This window comes from uncultured Imperialibacter sp. (genome assembly GCF_963974565.1).
Lineage (GTDB): Bacteria > Bacteroidota > Bacteroidia > Cytophagales > Cyclobacteriaceae > Imperialibacter > Imperialibacter roseus.
In genome coordinates this window covers 272018-289330 of the sequence record NZ_CAXBCJ010000003.1, presented here as the reverse complement: position 1 = coordinate 289330, position 17313 = coordinate 272018, and the positions used below count along the sequence as shown (strand labels likewise).

12 protein-coding genes are annotated in these 17313 nt (G+C 47.5%); 7 read left to right on the top strand and 5 right to left on the bottom strand.

Annotated features, from left to right (window positions below):
* Positions 1 to 12: 12 nt before the first annotated feature.
* A complete protein-coding gene (locus tag AAC052_RS06240; protein ID WP_339811773.1) occupies positions 13 to 399 on the bottom strand; it encodes a hypothetical protein in 387 nt (128 codons plus the stop codon).
* A complete protein-coding gene (locus AAC052_RS06235; protein WP_317488414.1) occupies positions 396 to 926 on the bottom strand; it encodes a DNA starvation/stationary phase protection protein in 531 nt (176 codons plus the stop codon). The genes AAC052_RS06240 and AAC052_RS06235 overlap by 4 nt, the downstream gene beginning before the upstream one ends.
* A 293-nt stretch (positions 927 to 1219) precedes the next feature.
* On the opposite strand from AAC052_RS06235, the gene AAC052_RS06230 reads away from it, so the two are divergent.
* The 6 genes from AAC052_RS06230 (at position 1220) to AAC052_RS06205 (ending at position 8942) form a co-directional block, all read left to right on the top strand.
* Positions 1220 to 1750 carry a helix-turn-helix transcriptional regulator gene (locus AAC052_RS06230; protein WP_151998212.1) on the top strand — a complete coding sequence of 177 codons (531 nt, stop codon included), beginning with the start codon at positions 1220 to 1222 and terminating at the stop codon, positions 1748 to 1750.
* 121 nt (positions 1751 to 1871) lie between these two features.
* The gene (locus AAC052_RS06225) at positions 1872 to 4259 is read left to right on the top strand and encodes an ABC transporter permease (RefSeq protein WP_339811769.1); all 2388 of its coding nucleotides are present in this window, start codon (positions 1872 to 1874) and stop codon (positions 4257 to 4259) included.
* Between the two features lie 389 nt (positions 4260 to 4648).
* Positions 4649 to 6772 (top strand): nitrite/sulfite reductase, encoded by a 2124-nt coding sequence (locus tag AAC052_RS06220; protein ID WP_339811767.1) that lies wholly within the window; start codon positions 4649 to 4651, stop codon positions 6770 to 6772.
* Between the two features lie 21 nt (positions 6773 to 6793).
* Complete coding sequence (gene cobA, locus AAC052_RS06215) at positions 6794 to 7576, top strand: uroporphyrinogen-III C-methyltransferase (RefSeq protein WP_339811765.1); 783 nt, start codon at positions 6794 to 6796, stop codon at positions 7574 to 7576.
* A complete protein-coding gene (locus AAC052_RS06210; RefSeq protein ID WP_339811764.1) occupies positions 7573 to 8166 on the top strand; it encodes a bifunctional precorrin-2 dehydrogenase/sirohydrochlorin ferrochelatase in 594 nt (197 codons plus the stop codon). The genes cobA and AAC052_RS06210 overlap by 4 nt, the downstream gene beginning before the upstream one ends.
* Before the next feature lie 398 nt (positions 8167 to 8564).
* Positions 8565 to 8942 carry a GxxExxY protein gene (locus AAC052_RS06205; RefSeq protein WP_339811761.1) on the top strand — a complete coding sequence of 126 codons (378 nt, stop codon included), beginning with the start codon at positions 8565 to 8567 and terminating at the stop codon, positions 8940 to 8942.
* 204 nt (positions 8943 to 9146) lie between these two features.
* Here AAC052_RS06205 and AAC052_RS06200 read toward each other — a convergent pair whose 3' ends face one another.
* The 3 genes from AAC052_RS06200 to AAC052_RS06190 form a co-directional block, all read right to left on the bottom strand.
* Complete coding sequence (locus AAC052_RS06200) at positions 9147 to 11771, bottom strand: DUF5916 domain-containing protein (RefSeq protein ID WP_339811758.1); 2625 nt, start codon at positions 11769 to 11771, stop codon at positions 9147 to 9149.
* Between the two features lie 174 nt (positions 11772 to 11945).
* The gene (locus AAC052_RS06195) at positions 11946 to 14330 is read right to left on the bottom strand and encodes an ABC transporter permease (RefSeq protein WP_339811756.1); all 2385 of its coding nucleotides are present in this window, start codon (positions 14328 to 14330) and stop codon (positions 11946 to 11948) included.
* A 243-nt stretch (positions 14331 to 14573) separates the two neighbouring features.
* A complete protein-coding gene (locus AAC052_RS06190; protein ID WP_339811754.1) occupies positions 14574 to 15488 on the bottom strand; it encodes a glutamate--tRNA ligase family protein in 915 nt (304 codons plus the stop codon).
* Positions 15489 to 15627: 139 nt separating this feature from the next.
* Here AAC052_RS06190 and AAC052_RS06185 point away from each other — a divergent pair, with 139 nt between their 5' ends.
* Positions 15628 to 17193: an amidohydrolase gene (locus AAC052_RS06185; protein ID WP_339811930.1), complete on the top strand. Its 1566-nt coding sequence runs from the start codon at positions 15628 to 15630 to the stop codon at positions 17191 to 17193.
* Positions 17194 to 17313: the final 120 nt, after the last annotated feature.

Here is a 17313-nt window from a genome sequence, read left to right as displayed (position 1 = left end):
ATGTTTTTACGGTTAAGATAATGACTGATTACTTGCGTGAAGGGGCTTATCGAGCCTCGCCAAATCACCGAAGTCGCCAATGTATGTTACACATTCGGCAGTGACCACTATTGGCGTCTTAAGCAACTCTGGATTTTTATTAATAAGCTTCAAAGCGCCTTCAGTATCAGAAATTTCGTGACCCTGAACAATTCGTGAGTCGATCAAACTATTGATATCCACATCCATGTCATTCGCTAAGCTTGCGAAATGAGTAGTTGTGAGCTTCTCCGTTTCAATATCAACCCGCTTAAGCTTAAAGCTAAGCGCTTCTGCTCTGGCGAGCAGTTTTCTGTCTCTTACCTTCGATCTGCTATAAATAAAGGTGGCTACTCTTGGATGGGTTACTAAACTGCTCATTTAACCTCCCATTTTTCGTTTAACCATGCACTAAGCATCCAGTGATGTTTTTCCAGTCCCTGAATATAGCTAGTGAGCATGTCTTCCGTTCCGGTATCATCACTTTCCTGAGCGGTGTGCACCACACTGTGCATGTCGGAAAGAAGGATTCTGATGTCGAGCAAAACCTCCACTACCATTTCCCTGGCAAGAAGCTCCTTTCTAATCTCTTTGATTTCGGCGTTTTCAATGTATTCACCCATCGTACTCATGGGCGTTTGGCCAAAAACCCGTATCCGCTCGGCGATGTCGTCAATGTGCCCTCTGGCCTCATCGTACAACTCTTCAAACTTCTCATGCAACCTGAAAAAATCGTTACCTTTTACATTCCAATGAAAGTTCCTGAGTTTCTGGTAATGCACTGAGTAATTGGCCAATAGCTGGTTTAGACCTTGGGTGATCTCTATGGTGTCTAGGGCAGAAAACCCTAGCTTCTTAAAGTCTTTCTTTTTCGAATTAGTATTCCTGGTTTTCTCTGCGGTAATCATGTCGTCTTCTTTTAAGTCAGAAAATTATTTTAGCCATCTTGCCGGTTGCTCCATAACGGATTCCCGGCACGGCGCTCCTGGCGGACTAGGTCGCTAAGGAAAAAATTGACTGGAAGAAGTGTGAATCGGATTGATATATCTGTTAATTTGATGTTTTGTAAAATTCATAACACTAATATTAACGAGTGTCAATAGAAAATGTTTAATTTTTTTACATAAATTTACTTAAAAGTACACAATTGTTGTGAAAAACAACCGGGCCCTACATCAAAATGTAAATATTTTTTACAAAAATGAAGTTTTTCGCTGATAACCTGAAATTTTTACGAAAGAAAGCTGGTCTGAGCCAGGAGCAGCTTGGCGAAAGGATTGCCCTCAACAGGGGGAATATTGCCAGTTACGAGAAAGGAACAGCAGAGCCCCGACTTGAGAACGTCCTCAAAATTGTAAAATTATTTAACATTGAGTTGTCCGATCTCCTGGAAAAAGACCTGTCGAACTCAGCGGCGATACAGGAGGAACTAGAAAAAATGGGCCTGCCCAACGAAGCCGCACCCATTCCGGCCGAGGAAGCAACCGCTCACCTGAAAGCAGAACTCATCGACAACAGGGCAAGGCTGGAGCGTTTCATGAGTCAATCGGATGACATGCAGAAAATACTTGAGGGATTCAGGCAGTTTCACAAGTTCAAAATGTCGAAATCAAGCGACATCTCCCGTGACGTTAAAAATATTGCCGACGACTACGAAAACTTGCTGGAGGTGATGGACGCCCTGCTGCTATCACATAAAGAGCTTATCAAATTCCTTGACGAGTCAAAATAATGTACGGGCTGTTCCATTTTGAAACAGAGCAACACACCCTCCTTGAAATTAATTAATTGGTTATCAGCTACTTATAAAAATGGCATTTCCTTAGCCCTGGATTTTAGCAAAAAAAGTAGCTATGATCAGGAACTACCTTTTGATTGCTTACCGCAACCTTGTAAGAAATAAAACTTTCTCACTGCTAAACATTATTGGACTGGCTGTTGGCATCACCGCCGCCATCACCATTGGAGCATTTATTATTGGTGAGCTCAAAGTTGATGCGTTTCAACAGGAGGCCAGCAATACCTATTTGCTGCATTGGAAGGAAGATTTAAAGGGTGAGGGTAGCAGAAACGTAGGCCTGACCACCAGACAAGACGCTGAATTACTCAAAGGCCAACTAGCTTCGGTTAGCGATGTCATCAATGTGCGCAACCTACGGTCTTCAGTGCAAGTGGGCGACCAAAAGTATTCCAGCGATGTGCTTATGGCAGAGAAGCACTTCTTTCAGTTTTTTGATTTCGAGTTTCTCAAAGGCGACCCCGCCACAGCCCTCAACGATCCATCGTCCGTCATTCTAACAGAGACGCTTGCCAGCAAGTATTTCGGAAGCACGGATCCCATTGGCCAAACGCTCCGCCTGACAGGCGATTTTGAAGTGCCATTGAAAGTCACTGGTATCATCAAAAACTACCCCGACAGCCACATGAAAATCAGTGCGATAGTGCCCTGGGAAATCAAAACCACCGACGGTCAACTCATTTCACAGTGGTACAAGCTCTCAGTGTATACCTATATCAAAAGTGCCTTACCTGTCGACACAAGAACGCTGGAAAAGCAAATTGAAGCTGTATACGCCAAGGCCGACTATGAGCTTGTGAAGGATCACCCAAGGCTAATCTCCGTAGCTGACATTTATCTCCAGGCAGGCAATTTCGATTTCATGGATGGCTTCCAGTTTGGCAGCCCATCGACTATAAAAACACTAGGCGTAATTGGCCTGCTGACCCTTTTGATGGCCTGCATCAATTTTATCAACGCCTCCACAGCACAATCGATGAAAAGAGCTAAAGAAGTGGGCGTCAGAAAAAGCATGGGTGCTTCGTCGGCCCAGCTAAGGTGGCAGTTCTTGTTTGAGGCAGTCATTATCGTCGCACTGGCTTGGGGCATGGGCGCCACCCTTTCCGACGTTGGCAAGCCTCTTTTTGCGGAGCTAACGGGTAGAAGCATCTACATCAGCATTTGGCAGGAACAAAGTGGCATTATATTGCTAGTCTCGGTGTTTGTTTTTACAGCCCTGTTCTCGGGCCTTTACCCGTCGCTGGTAATGTCGTCATGGAGTCCGGTGGAGTCGCTAAAAGGCAAGCTATTAAAGGGCAAAGGAAGCCGAACCTTCAGGGAGATACTTATTTCTTTCCAGTTTATCGTAACTGTGTGTCTCATTGCCGGCTCACTCCTCATTTACCGGCAAAATCAGTTCATGCTGAGCAAGGATCTGGGCTTTGACAAAGAGCAGGTGGTGGTGATGCGGGTGAGTCAAAACTCAGCGATTTTCAAGCAACAGCAAGCATTTCTGCAGGAGCTGGCCACCGTGCCCAATGTTGTAACGGCATCCGCCGGCATGGATGCACTTGGCAATGGCTACACCAACAACTCCTACTACGCCGTGCCTGAAGGTGGCAGTGTCAATGAGAGCGGCGTAATGTCTACCTACTTTACTGTCGACGACAAATTCAGCGAGGTATACAATATCGACTTGACCTCAGGAAGGTTTCTTGATACCAAATTTGCCTCCGACAGCACTGGTGTGGTGATCAACGAAACCCTCGCAGAAGGCCTCGGCTACGACGACCCGGTGGGCCGTACTGTTAAAATATGGGGAGACGACAGCCAGCCACTTCATATTGTTGGTGTGCTAAAAGACTTTCATTTTCAATCGCTTCACAAACAAGTGCAACCTGCTCTCTGTATTCTCAACCGCATGAATGGCTGGAATATTGCCGCACGGCTCAGCGGAAACGACTACCCGGCTACACTTGACGCCATCAGAGAAAAGTGGGAAAGCATGGAATCAGAGGCAGCATTTAATTACACCTTCCTCGATGAAGATTTCGCCCGCTTTTACAACGACGAACAACGACTGCTCAGCGCCATCAATTTCTTTTCGATATTGAGCATTTTGGTGGCCTGCATTGGCCTTTATGGACTCACCAGCTTTATGGTTCAACAACGCACTAAGGAAATTGGCATCCGTAAGGTGCTTGGTGCTTCCATTTCCGGCATCCTTGTTTTGCTCAACAGAAGGCTGCTGGTGATACTTGGGTTGTCGGTTCTTGTTGCCACACCTGTCACTTTTGCTGCCATAGATGCCTGGCTATCGGCATTCGCTTACAAGGCGGGGATCAGTTGGTGGTCGTTTGGGGCAGCGGGGCTTCTGGTCGCAAGTGTCATTGTGCTGACCGTTTCTGTAATAAGCTTGAACGCAGCGAGACGAAATCCCGTTAGAGTGCTTAGGTACGAATGAGTCCTTACACCGTTGTATACCATCCGCTAATTTGAGCGCATGGTATACCAAATAAACTACTGTAATAGTCGCCCAAAAGTTGTAAATATTTTGATTCAGGAAAATTTATGATGCAATCTTTGGATTTATAAAATGCCAACTTTAGCATTGTATAAAATTTATAGAGTAAGTGATTTCAATTGCTACCCAATTTTTGATAAATGAGAAAGAGTTCGCCTCAAGTAGGTGCGCTTGTTGGTTCTGGTGTTGTCCGGAAACGGAAAGGCATTTAATTGGTGTGGTAGCAAATCGAGAAAACGAACAATAGCACCATCCAAAATATAAATGAAAGCCTTTCCAACTATAAAAGTGGAAAGGCTTTTTTGTTTTTATCCCAAGAAAATTCAGCCATGCAAAGTTTCAGAAGTGAGCTAGAAGACATCAACAACCCGGTCATTGAGAAAGACATCATTGACCTGGCAGACAAAATTTCAAAATTCAGGAACCTGCAGATCGACGACGACAAGTTCCGTAGTGTGCGTCTTGCAAGAGGAGTGTATGGTCAACGACAGCCTGGCGTACAAATGATCAGGATCAAACTGCCCTATGGCAAAATAACTACCCGGCAGCTGGTGCATATAGCCAATTTGTCGGATGAGTTTGCCAGCAGTACCCTGCATGCCACCACACGGCAGGACATTCAGATTCACTATGTAAGCCTCGACAGGACACCCGAACTTTGGGCAAAGCTTGAAAAAGAAAAAATCACACTTAGGGAGGCCTGCGGTAACACAGTAAGAAATGTAACCGGATCTGCCAAAGCGGGCATTGACCCCAACGAGCCATTTGATATCACGCCTTACGCCCAGGCAACATTTGAGTACTTTCTGCGCAACCCTATTTGCCAGGAAATGGGCAGAAAGTTTAAAATTTCCTTCTCCAGTTCCGACGAAGATTCGGCGTTCTCTTTCATCCACGACATCGGGTTCATTGCCAAAGTGAAGCAGATAAACGGAAAAGAGGTTAGAGGTTTTAAAGTGGTTGTGGGAGGCGGCCTTGGTGCGCAACCGATGCTAGCCCAGGTAGCCTATGAGTTCATGGAGGAAGATCAAATCATTCCGTTTGCCGAGTCACTCTTGCGGGTTTTCGATAGATATGGTGAAAGGGCACGCCGTCAAAAGGCACGCATGAAGTTCTTGATGGCCGAAATCGGGTTGCAGGGCTTACTTGATCTGGCCAAAGCTGAATATCCGGCACTCAAACATAAGACCTACAAAATTGATACGAATTCGGTGCAGCAGCCTGAACCGCAGCCAGAGGGAAAGGTATATCCGGAAGTAAGCATCGACAATGAGGCTCGGTATCAGCTATGGCTGCAAACGAACGTTTTTCCTCAAAAGCAAAAAGGCTTCTTCGCTATCGGGCTTAAAACCCAACTTGGCAACCTGAGTTCCGACAAAGCAAGGGCGCTTGCAGAGGTCGTCAGGGAGTTTGCAGCGGATGAACTCAGAATTACTGTTACTCAAGGCTACATACTCAAGTTTGTAAGGGAAGAGGCGCTTCGGGGTCTTTACGTGGCATTGGACAAGCTGGGGCTGGCCAATCCTGGTTTCGAATCGACTGCTGACGTGGCTGCCTGCCCAGGCACCGACACGTGTAACCTGGGAATTTCCAGCAGCTATGGCATCGCTGTAGAGTTGGAAAGAGTGATGACGGAAGAATTTCCCGACCTGGTGAAAAACAGTGACATCAGCATTAAAATTAGCGGTTGCCCCAACTCTTGCGGGCAGCATGGCATTGCTGGAATAGGCTTCCACGGCAGCTCTCAGAAAAAAGACGGGCTGGTTCTCCCTGCCCTGCAAGTGCTTCTCGGTGGGGGAGTTGACGCCGACGGCAATGGCCGTATTGCTAACAAAGTGATCAAGATCCCCAGCAAAAGAGGCCCGGAAGCACTGAGAGTGCTACTCGCCGATTATGACGAAAATGGCAACGATGGCGAGTACTACAAAGATTATTTCGCCCGACAAGGCGACAGGTATTTCTATACTTTGCTGAAGCCACTTACTTCGCTGGACGATCTTTCAGATTCTGATTTTGTGGACTGGGGCGAAGAAGAAAATTTCAAGGTGGAAACAGCTGTTGGCGAGTGTGCCGGTGTGATCATTGACCTGGTGGCGACATTGTTCTATGATTCTGAGGAAAAGCTCGACTGGGCGAATGAAGCCTTTGCGGAGGGCCGCTGGGCGGACTCGCTTTATCATAGCTACAATGTGTTTGTGACTTCTGCCAAGGCGTTGTTACTTTCTGAAGATGTGAAAAACAATACGCAGATAGCCATCATCAGAGACTTTGACAGAATTTTTGTTGAAAAAGGTGAGTTCACTTTCCCGGAAGGAAGCTTCGAAGCACACATCACCAAAATAAGCAGCAACGAGCCTACAAAGGCGTTCGCTGGCACATTTAAGGAGGAAGCGGCGGCATTTATTGAGAAGGTAAAAGCTACCCGTACCAAGCAGCTCATTGCATCCAATTAACCTTTCAACCAGCAACTGACAATGAATATTCAGGCAAAAAAACTTCCAAAAGTTTCCCTGGTTGGAGCCGGCCCGGGTGACCCTGAGCTAATTACGCTGAAAGCAGTGAAGGCCTTGCAGTCGGCTGATGCAGTGCTTTACGACGCCCTGGTTAACGAGGAACTGCTCGAATATGCCCCTGCGTCGGCCGTCAGGCTTTTTGTAGGCAAAAGAGCCGGTAGACATAGCTACAGGCAGGAGGAAATCAATAAACTGATTGTGGAGCATGCCTATCACTACGGGCATGTGGTACGCCTGAAAGGCGGAGATCCTTTCATTTTCGGTCGTGGACAGGAAGAAATGGATTACGTGAAAAGCTTTGGGATTGACGTGGAAGTAATTCCTGGCATCAGCAGTTCGCATGCCGTTCCAGCTATAAACAATATCCCCCTTACTGCCCGAGGAATGAGCGACAGCTTTTGGGTGATTACGGGTACCACCAGTGGTGGCAAAGTATCGAACGATCTCTACTATGCTGCCCAATCAAATGCCACTGTTATCATACTGATGGGGATGAACAAGCTGAAGGAAATTATGGGAATCTTTTCCAGGTTTCAAAAAGACGAAACGCCCGTCGCTATTATTCAGAACGGCAGCCTGCCCAATCAAAAAATGGGTATTGGCACTGTGTCGAGCATTACCTCTATTGCCCGGGAAAAAAGACTCGGCAGCCCAGCCATTATCGTTATTGGTGAAGTGGTAAAAGTTGCGCAGAAAGAAGAATTCATGGCAACGATACTGGAACAACTGGAAAAAAAGGCATGAGCCAAAATACGCTTTTTCCGGTTTTCCTGAAACTCGAGAACTTCAACACGCTGCTTGTGGGAGGTGGCAATGTGGGGCTCGAAAAGCTCACTGCATTGCTGGTCAACAACCCACTGGCCAATGTAACGGTTGTTGCCGATCGCTATTTAGAAGAAACTGAAAAGCTGGCAAAAAGCTCCCCCAATGTGGTGCTGACCTACAGGAAGTTTGAATTTGACGACCTGAACAACAAGCAGCTGGTGATACTGGCGACAGATAATTTTGAACTTCACAAAGAAATCAAACTAAAGACAACGGAGCTGGGCATTTTGACCAATGTGGCAGATACTCCGGCGCTGTGTGATTTTTACCTTGGCTCTATCGTTCGCAAAGGAGACCTGAAAATTGCCATCTCTACGAACGGCAAGTCGCCCACCCTGGCCAAGCGCATGCGACAGTACCTGGAGGAAGCTATCCCCGACAGCATGCAGTCGTTGTTGGACAATATGAAAACCTTTCGGGACAAACTGAAAGGCGACTTCTCAAAAAAATTGGAAGTGCTGAACGATCTCACCTCATCGATGATTGAAAAAGAAAAGAAAGACAATTAAGAACCCTTCACGCTTAAAACACCTCTTCACAGTTGGAAGGGAGGAATAGGTAAAGAAAAAGGACTCGCCTGCTGTGAGTCCTTCTCTTTTTTATGGCGACCACATTCAGGACTCCCAATAACAATTTTGCCTGGCCTCAAAGGGAGATACAAAGCCACTTCTCTGCGCCTTGGCGTCTTTGCGTGATCTCTTTAAAAAGGTAGAAATAGTCACGCAAAGACGCAAGTCTGATAAATCAGACCGCAAAGGTCTGGAAGCTCCTTCTTTACGCCTTTGCGATCCACGTAAATTTGCAAGAGTATATTATTGGTCTAGGTCATTAAGCCTTGAGCTTATCCTTACCGTTTCATTTGTTATATTTTAGAATACTTTTTTTCCAACCATTAACTATGAAAACTATGTCGGAAAACGATCTATCAAAAATCATTGTCAACACCTGCTTTACAGTTCATCGTGGGATGGGGCCGGGGCTATTCGAATCTGTCTACGAGGAGATCCTTTATTATGAGCTAAAAAAAGCCGGATTGAGCATCGAAAGACAAAAAGGCATTCCAGTTTATTGGGATAGTCTGAAAATGGATATCGGCTTCAAAGCTGATATCATCGTCGAGAGAAAAGTAATTCTGGAGCTTAAGTCAGTAGAAGAAATAAGCAGAGTTCACCAAAAACAGCTACTGACCTACCTGAGACTTACAAAAATGAAATTGGGTTTGCTTGTCAATTTCAATGAAGAACTTATCAAAGACGGGATTCAGAGAATTGTTAATGGGCTGTAGTTTTTCTCTCAAGAGGCTGGCTAATTTGATTAATCACATAGACGCAGTTCGAATCATCCCGAACAAAAATTCAATTAAGTCCATCTTTGCGCCTTAGCGTCTTTGCGTGATTTCACAAAAAAGGTGAAATAATCACGCAAAGGAGCAGGCCAGATAAATCAGACCGCAAAGCTTACTTCTCCTTTTGGTGAATTTCATTCTTCGCTACAAAACAAACCTGTAGGTGAACTTGAAAAGGAAAATATTGTGCCCCCGTTCATCAAAGTCAAAAGAGTATTTGTCATGATCAGGATGGGAGTCGTAGAAGGCACCATTTCTTTCCCTTGTCCAGACCAGGAACAGTGTGGAGCCAGGTATATACTCCCATCGAACGACCATATTGGAGCGGAACTGTCCAAAATTGAAATCCGGTTTTCCAAAGGAGTAATCGGACGTGCCATCGTTGTTTTCATCAACAAAATATTTGTCGTTGCCGGTTGACATGACACTGGCAGGAAGCGGAATGTAACGCTGACTGTACTCCGAGGCGCTGGCGTCGGTGATGGATTTAAACTCGCTATATTTTCCTGAAGTGCCGAAAGGCTGCCCGTAGTATTGAACCGAAAGATTCGGAGTGATCATGTACGTAGCCCTGAACACAACCCTGGCCGTGGTCTGGTCTATTGTCCCCATTATGTACCTGCTACCATCATCTGTGGTGGGCGACGAAACATATTGTAATTGATTCTTGCTGGTTTCAAAGGTTGGAGAAACAGAAATGTTCAAAGCGTTGGTTGGCCTCAGTGTAAAATTAAAATATAAGCCGGCATATCTGCGATAATTCTCCCTACCGACCCCAAACTCAGGATTTACGTTGACATGAAATTTTTTCCTTGGATCGGTGCCTGTGTAAGCCCAGAAATTGAACATGCCGGGATAAGCAATGGTTGGGCCGCCCCTCAAATCAGCGTTGGAAGCGCTTCGGACTCGGTAGGTAATGCCACCTCCCGACTGCCAAAAGTTTTTGAACTCGGCGTGCGCATTCACATTGTATCCTTCGTTGAGGCTACGCCAGCCAAAATCGTACTCTTTCCACTGGTTGATATTATAGCGCTGCCACCGGGTTATGCCTTTGGCCTGCAGTATCCGGTATTGCATCCAGAACCACTGCGAAATATTGTCCGTTTGCGCCAGGTAGCCGATGTCGTTCAATTCGAACCCGGGCGACTGCCAAACAATGCCGAGGTCGCTGATGAGGTTACCACTTTTCTTCCCCACAATCACCTCACCGCCTGTGCCTGTTAGCGACGTGCGTGTTGGGTCGTACTCGGTGTGATCGTTATCGGGCCGCTGAAAATAACGCTCAGACGACAGCTGCGTATTGGAAATGGCCTCAGCACTTCCCTTTACATGGCTCATCATTATTTTGCTGCTGACGTAGTATTTCCTTTCACTCCAGTTGTGCAGAAAGTCGACACCTGCAGAGTACGCCGCATCATGCAGCCAATCCAGATGCTGGTCTTTAATATTGCGGTTTACGCCAGTTACAATGCCGCCAAGTATCGAATTTCCCTTGTTAATATCCTGCTGCCCCCGGGCTACAAAGTAATTAGTGAACGGCTCAATTGCCTCTTTTCTGATATGGCCGAGGCTATCAATTTCCGCATACTCTTTCGAGGTCGCACTTTCAAGGATTCCCCAGGAGAATCCTTTTTTATTCTTGCCAGTCAGCTTGGCAGCGCCAAGAATGGTTGTCCGGTTGTTGGGCTTTACGTATTCGTCGACAGCATCGGGACCAGAAGCATCCGTATCTACCCCTCCTTGCGGCTGCCTGCCAATCCGGCGTGAGTAGAACAGGATGTTGTTATCGTTTTGCGAAACAGGAAAATTGAGTGTATTGTTTCCTTCGGTAAAAAAGGGTCTTCGTTCCTGAAAAAAAAGCTCGAAGGCGCTCAAATTGACCTGCGAAGGATCCGCCTCCACCTGTCCAAAATCGGGGTTAACGGTAAGGTCAAGTGTGACGTCGCTGGTGATCCCGATTTTTGCGTCAAGGCCCACGTCTGCTCCGGCAGAACGGCCAGTTAAGTAAGGGTTGCCCTCTTCCTTTTCAAAGCGCTCCATCTTTGTAACTACATACGGCTGAATCTCCAGCTGCTTCTGTGGCTTTATTCCCTTAATTCCAGTCATTTCACCCATCAGGTGGACATAACCGGCAGCATCAGGAGGAATATACTGCCACTGCGAGCGCTCCTGGTTGCGGAAGTAAAGGCGCTGCACTTGTATGCCCCAGGTTAACTCTGGTTTTTCAGCAAATCGGAGCTGGCTTAGCGGAATTCTTATTTCGGCGACCCACCCTTCTTCATCTATGCTTGTTTTGAGATACCAAATAGGATCCCAACTGTCGTCCCAATTGTCGCCGTTGTTCGAAATGTACTCATCTCCCTTTACCCCTGAGACGGACGAGGTGAAGGAGAACGCAGTTCTTTTGTCGTAGTAGCTGTCAATATTAATTTCTACCCAGTCGCCATCGAAACCGTCTCGCCGTGACATCCGCCTTACTATTTTGTCGGGCTCAGGGTCGTAGCACCTGAAAGCCACGTAGAGGTTTTTAGCGTCGTAAAGTATCTTAAACTTAGTCTGCACTGTGGCTGGTTTGCCTTTGTCGGGGTTTACCTGCCGAAAATCGCCCCCGGCCCAGTCTACCTCTTCCCACACAGGGTCGTTGATGTAGCCGTCGATTTCGGGAGCGGCTCCAATAATGTGAGCCGTGGTGTATGATTTAGTAGAGTTTGACTGAGCCTGAGCAAAAAAATGACCGGCCACCAATAAAAATAAAATGGTATGCTTCATTGAGAGTGATAGGATTTCTACTGTATATCACTCCCAAAGACACCAAACGTTACAATTCCGACGCAAATTATTTCAGAAATACTCAAGCAAAGGACGGGCTGATGAATCAGTCGGCAAAGTTCAAAGTCCCGTTTCTTTGCGTGATACACTTTTTATAAAGCGACAAGGATTCCGTTACTCCGTTCGTAGCGACCCAGCCGGGTTTCTTATCGCCGCCTTGATCGATTGATAGCTCACTGTCAGCACTGAAATGAGTACTGCAGTGCTGGCGGCAGCAACGAAGAACCACCATTTCAACTCAATGCGGTAAGCGAAACCTTCCAGCCAGCCGTCCATGGAGTACCAGGCTATTGGCACGGCAATGAGGCAGGCTACAACCACCAGCTTCAAAAACTCCTGTGAAAGCAAAAACACTATGCCCTGCACAGAGGCTCCCAGCACTTTGCGTATGCCAATCTCTTTTACTTTTTGCTCTGCCGTAAAAGTGGAAAGACCGAACAAACCAAGACAAGCGATAAAGATGGACAGCCACGTAAAGTTTTGGATCAGGCCAGCAAACTCTTCGTCGCTCTCATACTGGCGACCGAATTCTTCGTCGAAGAAAGTATATTCATAAGGGTGGGCTGGCAACATCGTTTTCCACATGCTTTCCATTGAAGCGAGCACTTCTTTAGTCTGAGAAGCATCTATTTTCACTGACAGCGTTGAGGTCGGATTGGGGTTGAAGGCAATGATGATGGGCTCAATTTTGTGACGCATACTGGCGAAGTGAAAGTTCTTCACCACACCCACGACAGTTCTCTCAGCTGGCCCATACCCAATCTTTTTTCCAACTGGCTCGTCCCAGCCCAAAGCTGCCGCCGCTGCTTCGTTGATAATCAGGCTTTGCTGCTCGTCGGCAGGAAAGTCCTTTGAGTAATTTCTCCCTTTTACTATTTCCATGCCCATGAGCGGAAAGTAGTCCTCATTGACTGACATCACGCTCACGATCCACACGTCATCAGGGTCGCTTCCCTCCGGCCGGATACCTCTGCGTCCAAAGCCTCGTCCGGGCATACTGGAAGAGTACGCTGCCGACAAAACGCCTCTCTGCTGTAGCATCTCATTTTTCATCGCCTCTGCTTTCTGCTGAACAGTCTGGTCGCTCAGGCTCAAAGTGACAACCTGTTCTTCTGAAAAGCCCTTGTCGATGCTTTTGATATAGTTGAGCTGCCTGCCAACCACCACTGTTCCAATGATCATGGTGACAGAGGCAGTAAACTGAATGATCACCAGCGACCTTCGAAGCCAAACACCACTTTTCCCTGTTTTAAAGTTGCCACGAAGCACCTTGAGAGCCTGGAAGCCAGACAAGAAAAAGGCTGGATAAAAGCCGGCCAGCACCCCGATGCCCAATGTAATGCCTAAAATGCCCACCACGGTGGAAGCATCAGAAAGTAGGTAAACCAACAGGTTATCCGGGATACCAAAATCAAGGTAGCTCGACAAGAGACCAACTGCCAGCAGAGACACGAGCATGGCGATGGTGCATAGCAGGATGGCTTCATTTAAAAACTGAACCACTAATTGCGGTTTGTAGGCGCCCAATACTTTGCGCATGCCCACCTCTTTGGCTCGATTGGCCGAGCGGGCTGTACTGAGGTTCATAAAGTTGAAAGTGGCGATCAGAATGACAAACAAGCCCACCATCAGCAGCGTGTACACATAGTTGAGATCGGTTTTTTCAAAGTTGAAATTGTCAAACAGTATTCCTGTTGAGCTCAGATGCACGTCGCTGAGGGGTTGCAAGGTGACCGAAAAGTTCTCACCCACATCATTCTTTCTAATCAGCGCTTCCATATCTGCTTCCGTGGCTTCCTCGCTGGCACCAGGCTCAAGTACCGCATAAGTGGTAATGGCAATGGATCGCCAGGTACTCAGAAACTGTCTGGTAGAGCTGTCCGCCTCGGTAGGCACCAGCGATGCCAGCACATCGAACCTCAGGTGTGTGTTTGTTGGCAGGTCTTTTACGATCCCCACCACTTGCATATTGGTTGAGTTGTCAATCTCAAAGGTCTTTCCCATGGGGTCTTCTACCCCAAACACTTTTTTGGCGAAGCTTTCTGTCAAAACCGCTGTGTTCGGGTTCAACAACACTGTTTCCTTATTGCCCGCCAGCAGCTCCAGGTCAAACACATTGAAAATCGAGTTTTCAACATAGGCGCAGTTCTCCGTGTAAAGCGGCACATCGTTGTACTCGACCAGGTTTCGGCCACTGTAGCTGATCCGGGTGGTTTCTTTCACCTGACTGAGTTCTGTCTTCATGGCCGGGCCAATAGCCGGCATGGTAATCCCGACCAGGTTGCTGCTGACTCCCAGCGCCTCATCGATGGTGAGCACCCGGTAGATGTTGTCCTTTTGGGTGTTCCAGTCGTCGAAACTGAGCTGGTTTTTGGCAAAAAGAAAAATGAGCATGGCACATGTGTAGCCAACGATGAGCCCTCCAAGGTTAATGATGGAGGTTTCCCTGCTTTTCAGGAGATGCCTGAAAGCAAGTTTGAGGTAGTTTCCAATAAGCATAATTAGTCCTTTTTTGAGTTGTCCTTTTGTAATCTACTGAATTTTAGAATGTTCAGTTCTTCAATATAACGTTATTGGTTGTTGCAGTAAGGGATTTAACGATTTTTAACACATGGGTTGCTTAAAGTTGCGGATCGGTAAATCACGGAATGGCTACGGAGAATTCAGATGTTGGTTGGGGTGAAAAAAGTCGGGATTTTTTGACTACGCAAAGACGACGAGAACAACCGCCGGCTTTGCTACTTAGTGTGAATTAGTTCGTGCAACACGTTCAAAAGAAAACTGCTTCAACATCTCATCCAAACTCCCGCACGCTTCCGGTTGCAGCCCCAGCCAACCACCGAGCTTTCGGAACAGTTTTGCCTTGTCCTGCGAAAACTCATCCAACACTGCTGACGACCGCTGCGACTTGGAAAGCTTCACTCCCCCGTCCAGGATCAGCGGGTGATGAAAAAATTCTGCCTGAGAAAAAGTGCCCAGCCCCAGCTTTTCGGCCAAATACAGTTGCGCCACCGAGCTTTCAAAAAGGTCCTCTCCCCTCACAATAGCGTTCACCCCAAAGTGCACATCGTCAACCACGGAGGCCAGGTGATAGGCCGGAATGCCGTCTCTTCTTCTGACAACAAAATGAGATTGAGCATATGACAGCTTTTCTACAGTTGCATCATTTTTGAATCTCTTCATTTGAACCACCGCCATCCCTTCGGTCTTAAGACGCCAGCTGATATCAGGCCCATGGAGCTCAAGGCCTTTGTGCTGACATATTCCCTCGTAGTTGTGCGCTTCAATGAGCTTTTTCACCAGCTTTCGGGAACAATCGCAGCCGAAAACCGCCCCTTCGTTCTCCAACTTTTGCAAAGCAGCCTCATAAAGCTCCATGCGGCGAAGCTGGGAAAATTCCTTTTCAAACTGCTCAACAGAAGAAGGCCCCAAATCCCAATCCAGCCCGAGCCATTCCAGCGTGCGAAAAATGTTCTCCACGTACTCCGGCCTCACTCTTTCCTGATCCAGGTCGTCGATCCGGAGTAAAATTTGCCCATTGTTTTTTCGGGCCAAAAGCCAGGTAATCAGAAAGGAATAGACGTTGCCGATGTGTAAAAATCCACTGGGAGTGGGTGCAAATCGGGTAATGGGCGCAGGTAGCTGTAACTTTTGCAAACCGTTTACAAACGTTGTTTTTTCCGTTCGTCTAAGTTCGGCTGGTAAAAACGAAAAAGCCAGATTACTTCAATGAATATTTGATGCTGAACTGATAACTAAACCGTTTATAATGAAAAGGATTCTTACTGTTTGTTTTATGCTGGTGTGTGCCCCCGCACTGTTGATGGGCCAGGCCAAAAAGTACAGTGCCAAACAAATTGACGCACTAAAAAAAGAAGCGGCCGCCAAGGTAGAGGCCAACGCCAAACTGGCACAGGTAATGGTCGACAAGGTATTTAGCTTTTCGGAGCTCGGCTTTCAGGAAGTGGAAACATCGAAATACCTTACGGGTATTCTCGAAGAAAATGGCTTCACCATCGAACAAGGCATTTCAGGCATTCCTACAGCGTGGTTTGCCAAATGGGGCAATGGCAAGCCAGTCATCGCTATCGGCTCCGACCTTGACTGTATCCCAAAAGCATCGCAGAAGCCTGGCGTGGCCTACCACGACCCGATTGTGGAAGGTGCTCCCGGGCATGGTGAGGGGCATAACTCCGGCACACCGCTCAACATTGCCGCCGTGTTGGCAGTGAAGGAGATCATGGAGCGGGAAAAAATGTCAGGAACGCTGATCGTTTGGCCTGGCGTAGCGGAAGAGTTGGTAGGCACCAAAGCGTTCTACACCCGTGACGGCTATTTCGACGATGTAGACATTTCCATCTTTACCCATGTGGGCAACAACTTTGGTGTTTCCTACGGGCAAGCCTCCGGTACCGGCCTGATTTCGGTGGAGTACTCTTTTGAGGGTGAGGCGGCTCATGCTGCTGGCGCCCCCTGGAGAGGTAAAAGTGCTTTGGATGCCGTAGAGCTTACTTCTATCGGCTGGCAGTACCAGCGGGAGCACCTTGATCCGCTGCAGCGCTCACACCACGTGATCAAAGATGGTGGTGATCAGCCCAATGTGGTGCCTTCCAAGGCTTCCATCTGGTTTTACTACCGCAACGTGACCTACCCAAAAATCATGGAGATGTATGAAAAGGGCAATCGCATTGCCGATGGTGCCGCCATGATGACAGGCACCACAGTCACCCGCAGAGTGCTGGGCAGCGCCTGGCCCCGCCACTTCAACAAAGTGATCGCAGAAACCATGTACGAAAACATCAAAAAGGTCGGTCTGCCTACCTGGAGTGATGACGACCAGACTTTGGCTAAGGCGCTGCAAAAGGAGCTCGGCAATCCCAAGCAAGAGGGGCTACCGACGGCACTTGACACGTTGAAACCACCGACACGCAATTTCGTGAGCGGTGGCTCTGATGATATTGGCGACATCAGCTGGAAGCTGCCAACAGTTACCATGCGGTTTCCTTCCAACATCCCAGGGCTGCCAGGTCACCACTGGGCCAATGCTGTAGCCATGGCCACACCTATTGCCCACAAAGGCGTGGTGGCAGGTGCCAAGGCTGAGGCCATGACGTTGGTGGATTTTCTACTGAAGCCAGAGCTGGTAACGCAGGCCTGGGACTACTACCGCAACGTGCAAATGATGGACACTGAGTACAAGCCCATGATTGCTGACGATGAGAAGCCGGCAACTCATTTGAATACCGAAATTCAGGATGAATTCCGTCCACAGCTGAAGCCGTTTTACTATGACGAAAGCAAGTATGGCACTTACCTGGAGCAGTTGGGCATTAAGTACCCGACGGTGAAGAGTGAGCAATAAAATTGTCAATAACTGATCGAAAAAGGGCCGTTTTGAAGTGGCCCTTTTTTGTTTCATGAGTAAATCCCCGTTCTACTTACCTCCACAGTCACTTAAAAAGACATTATTCGTATATTTGAG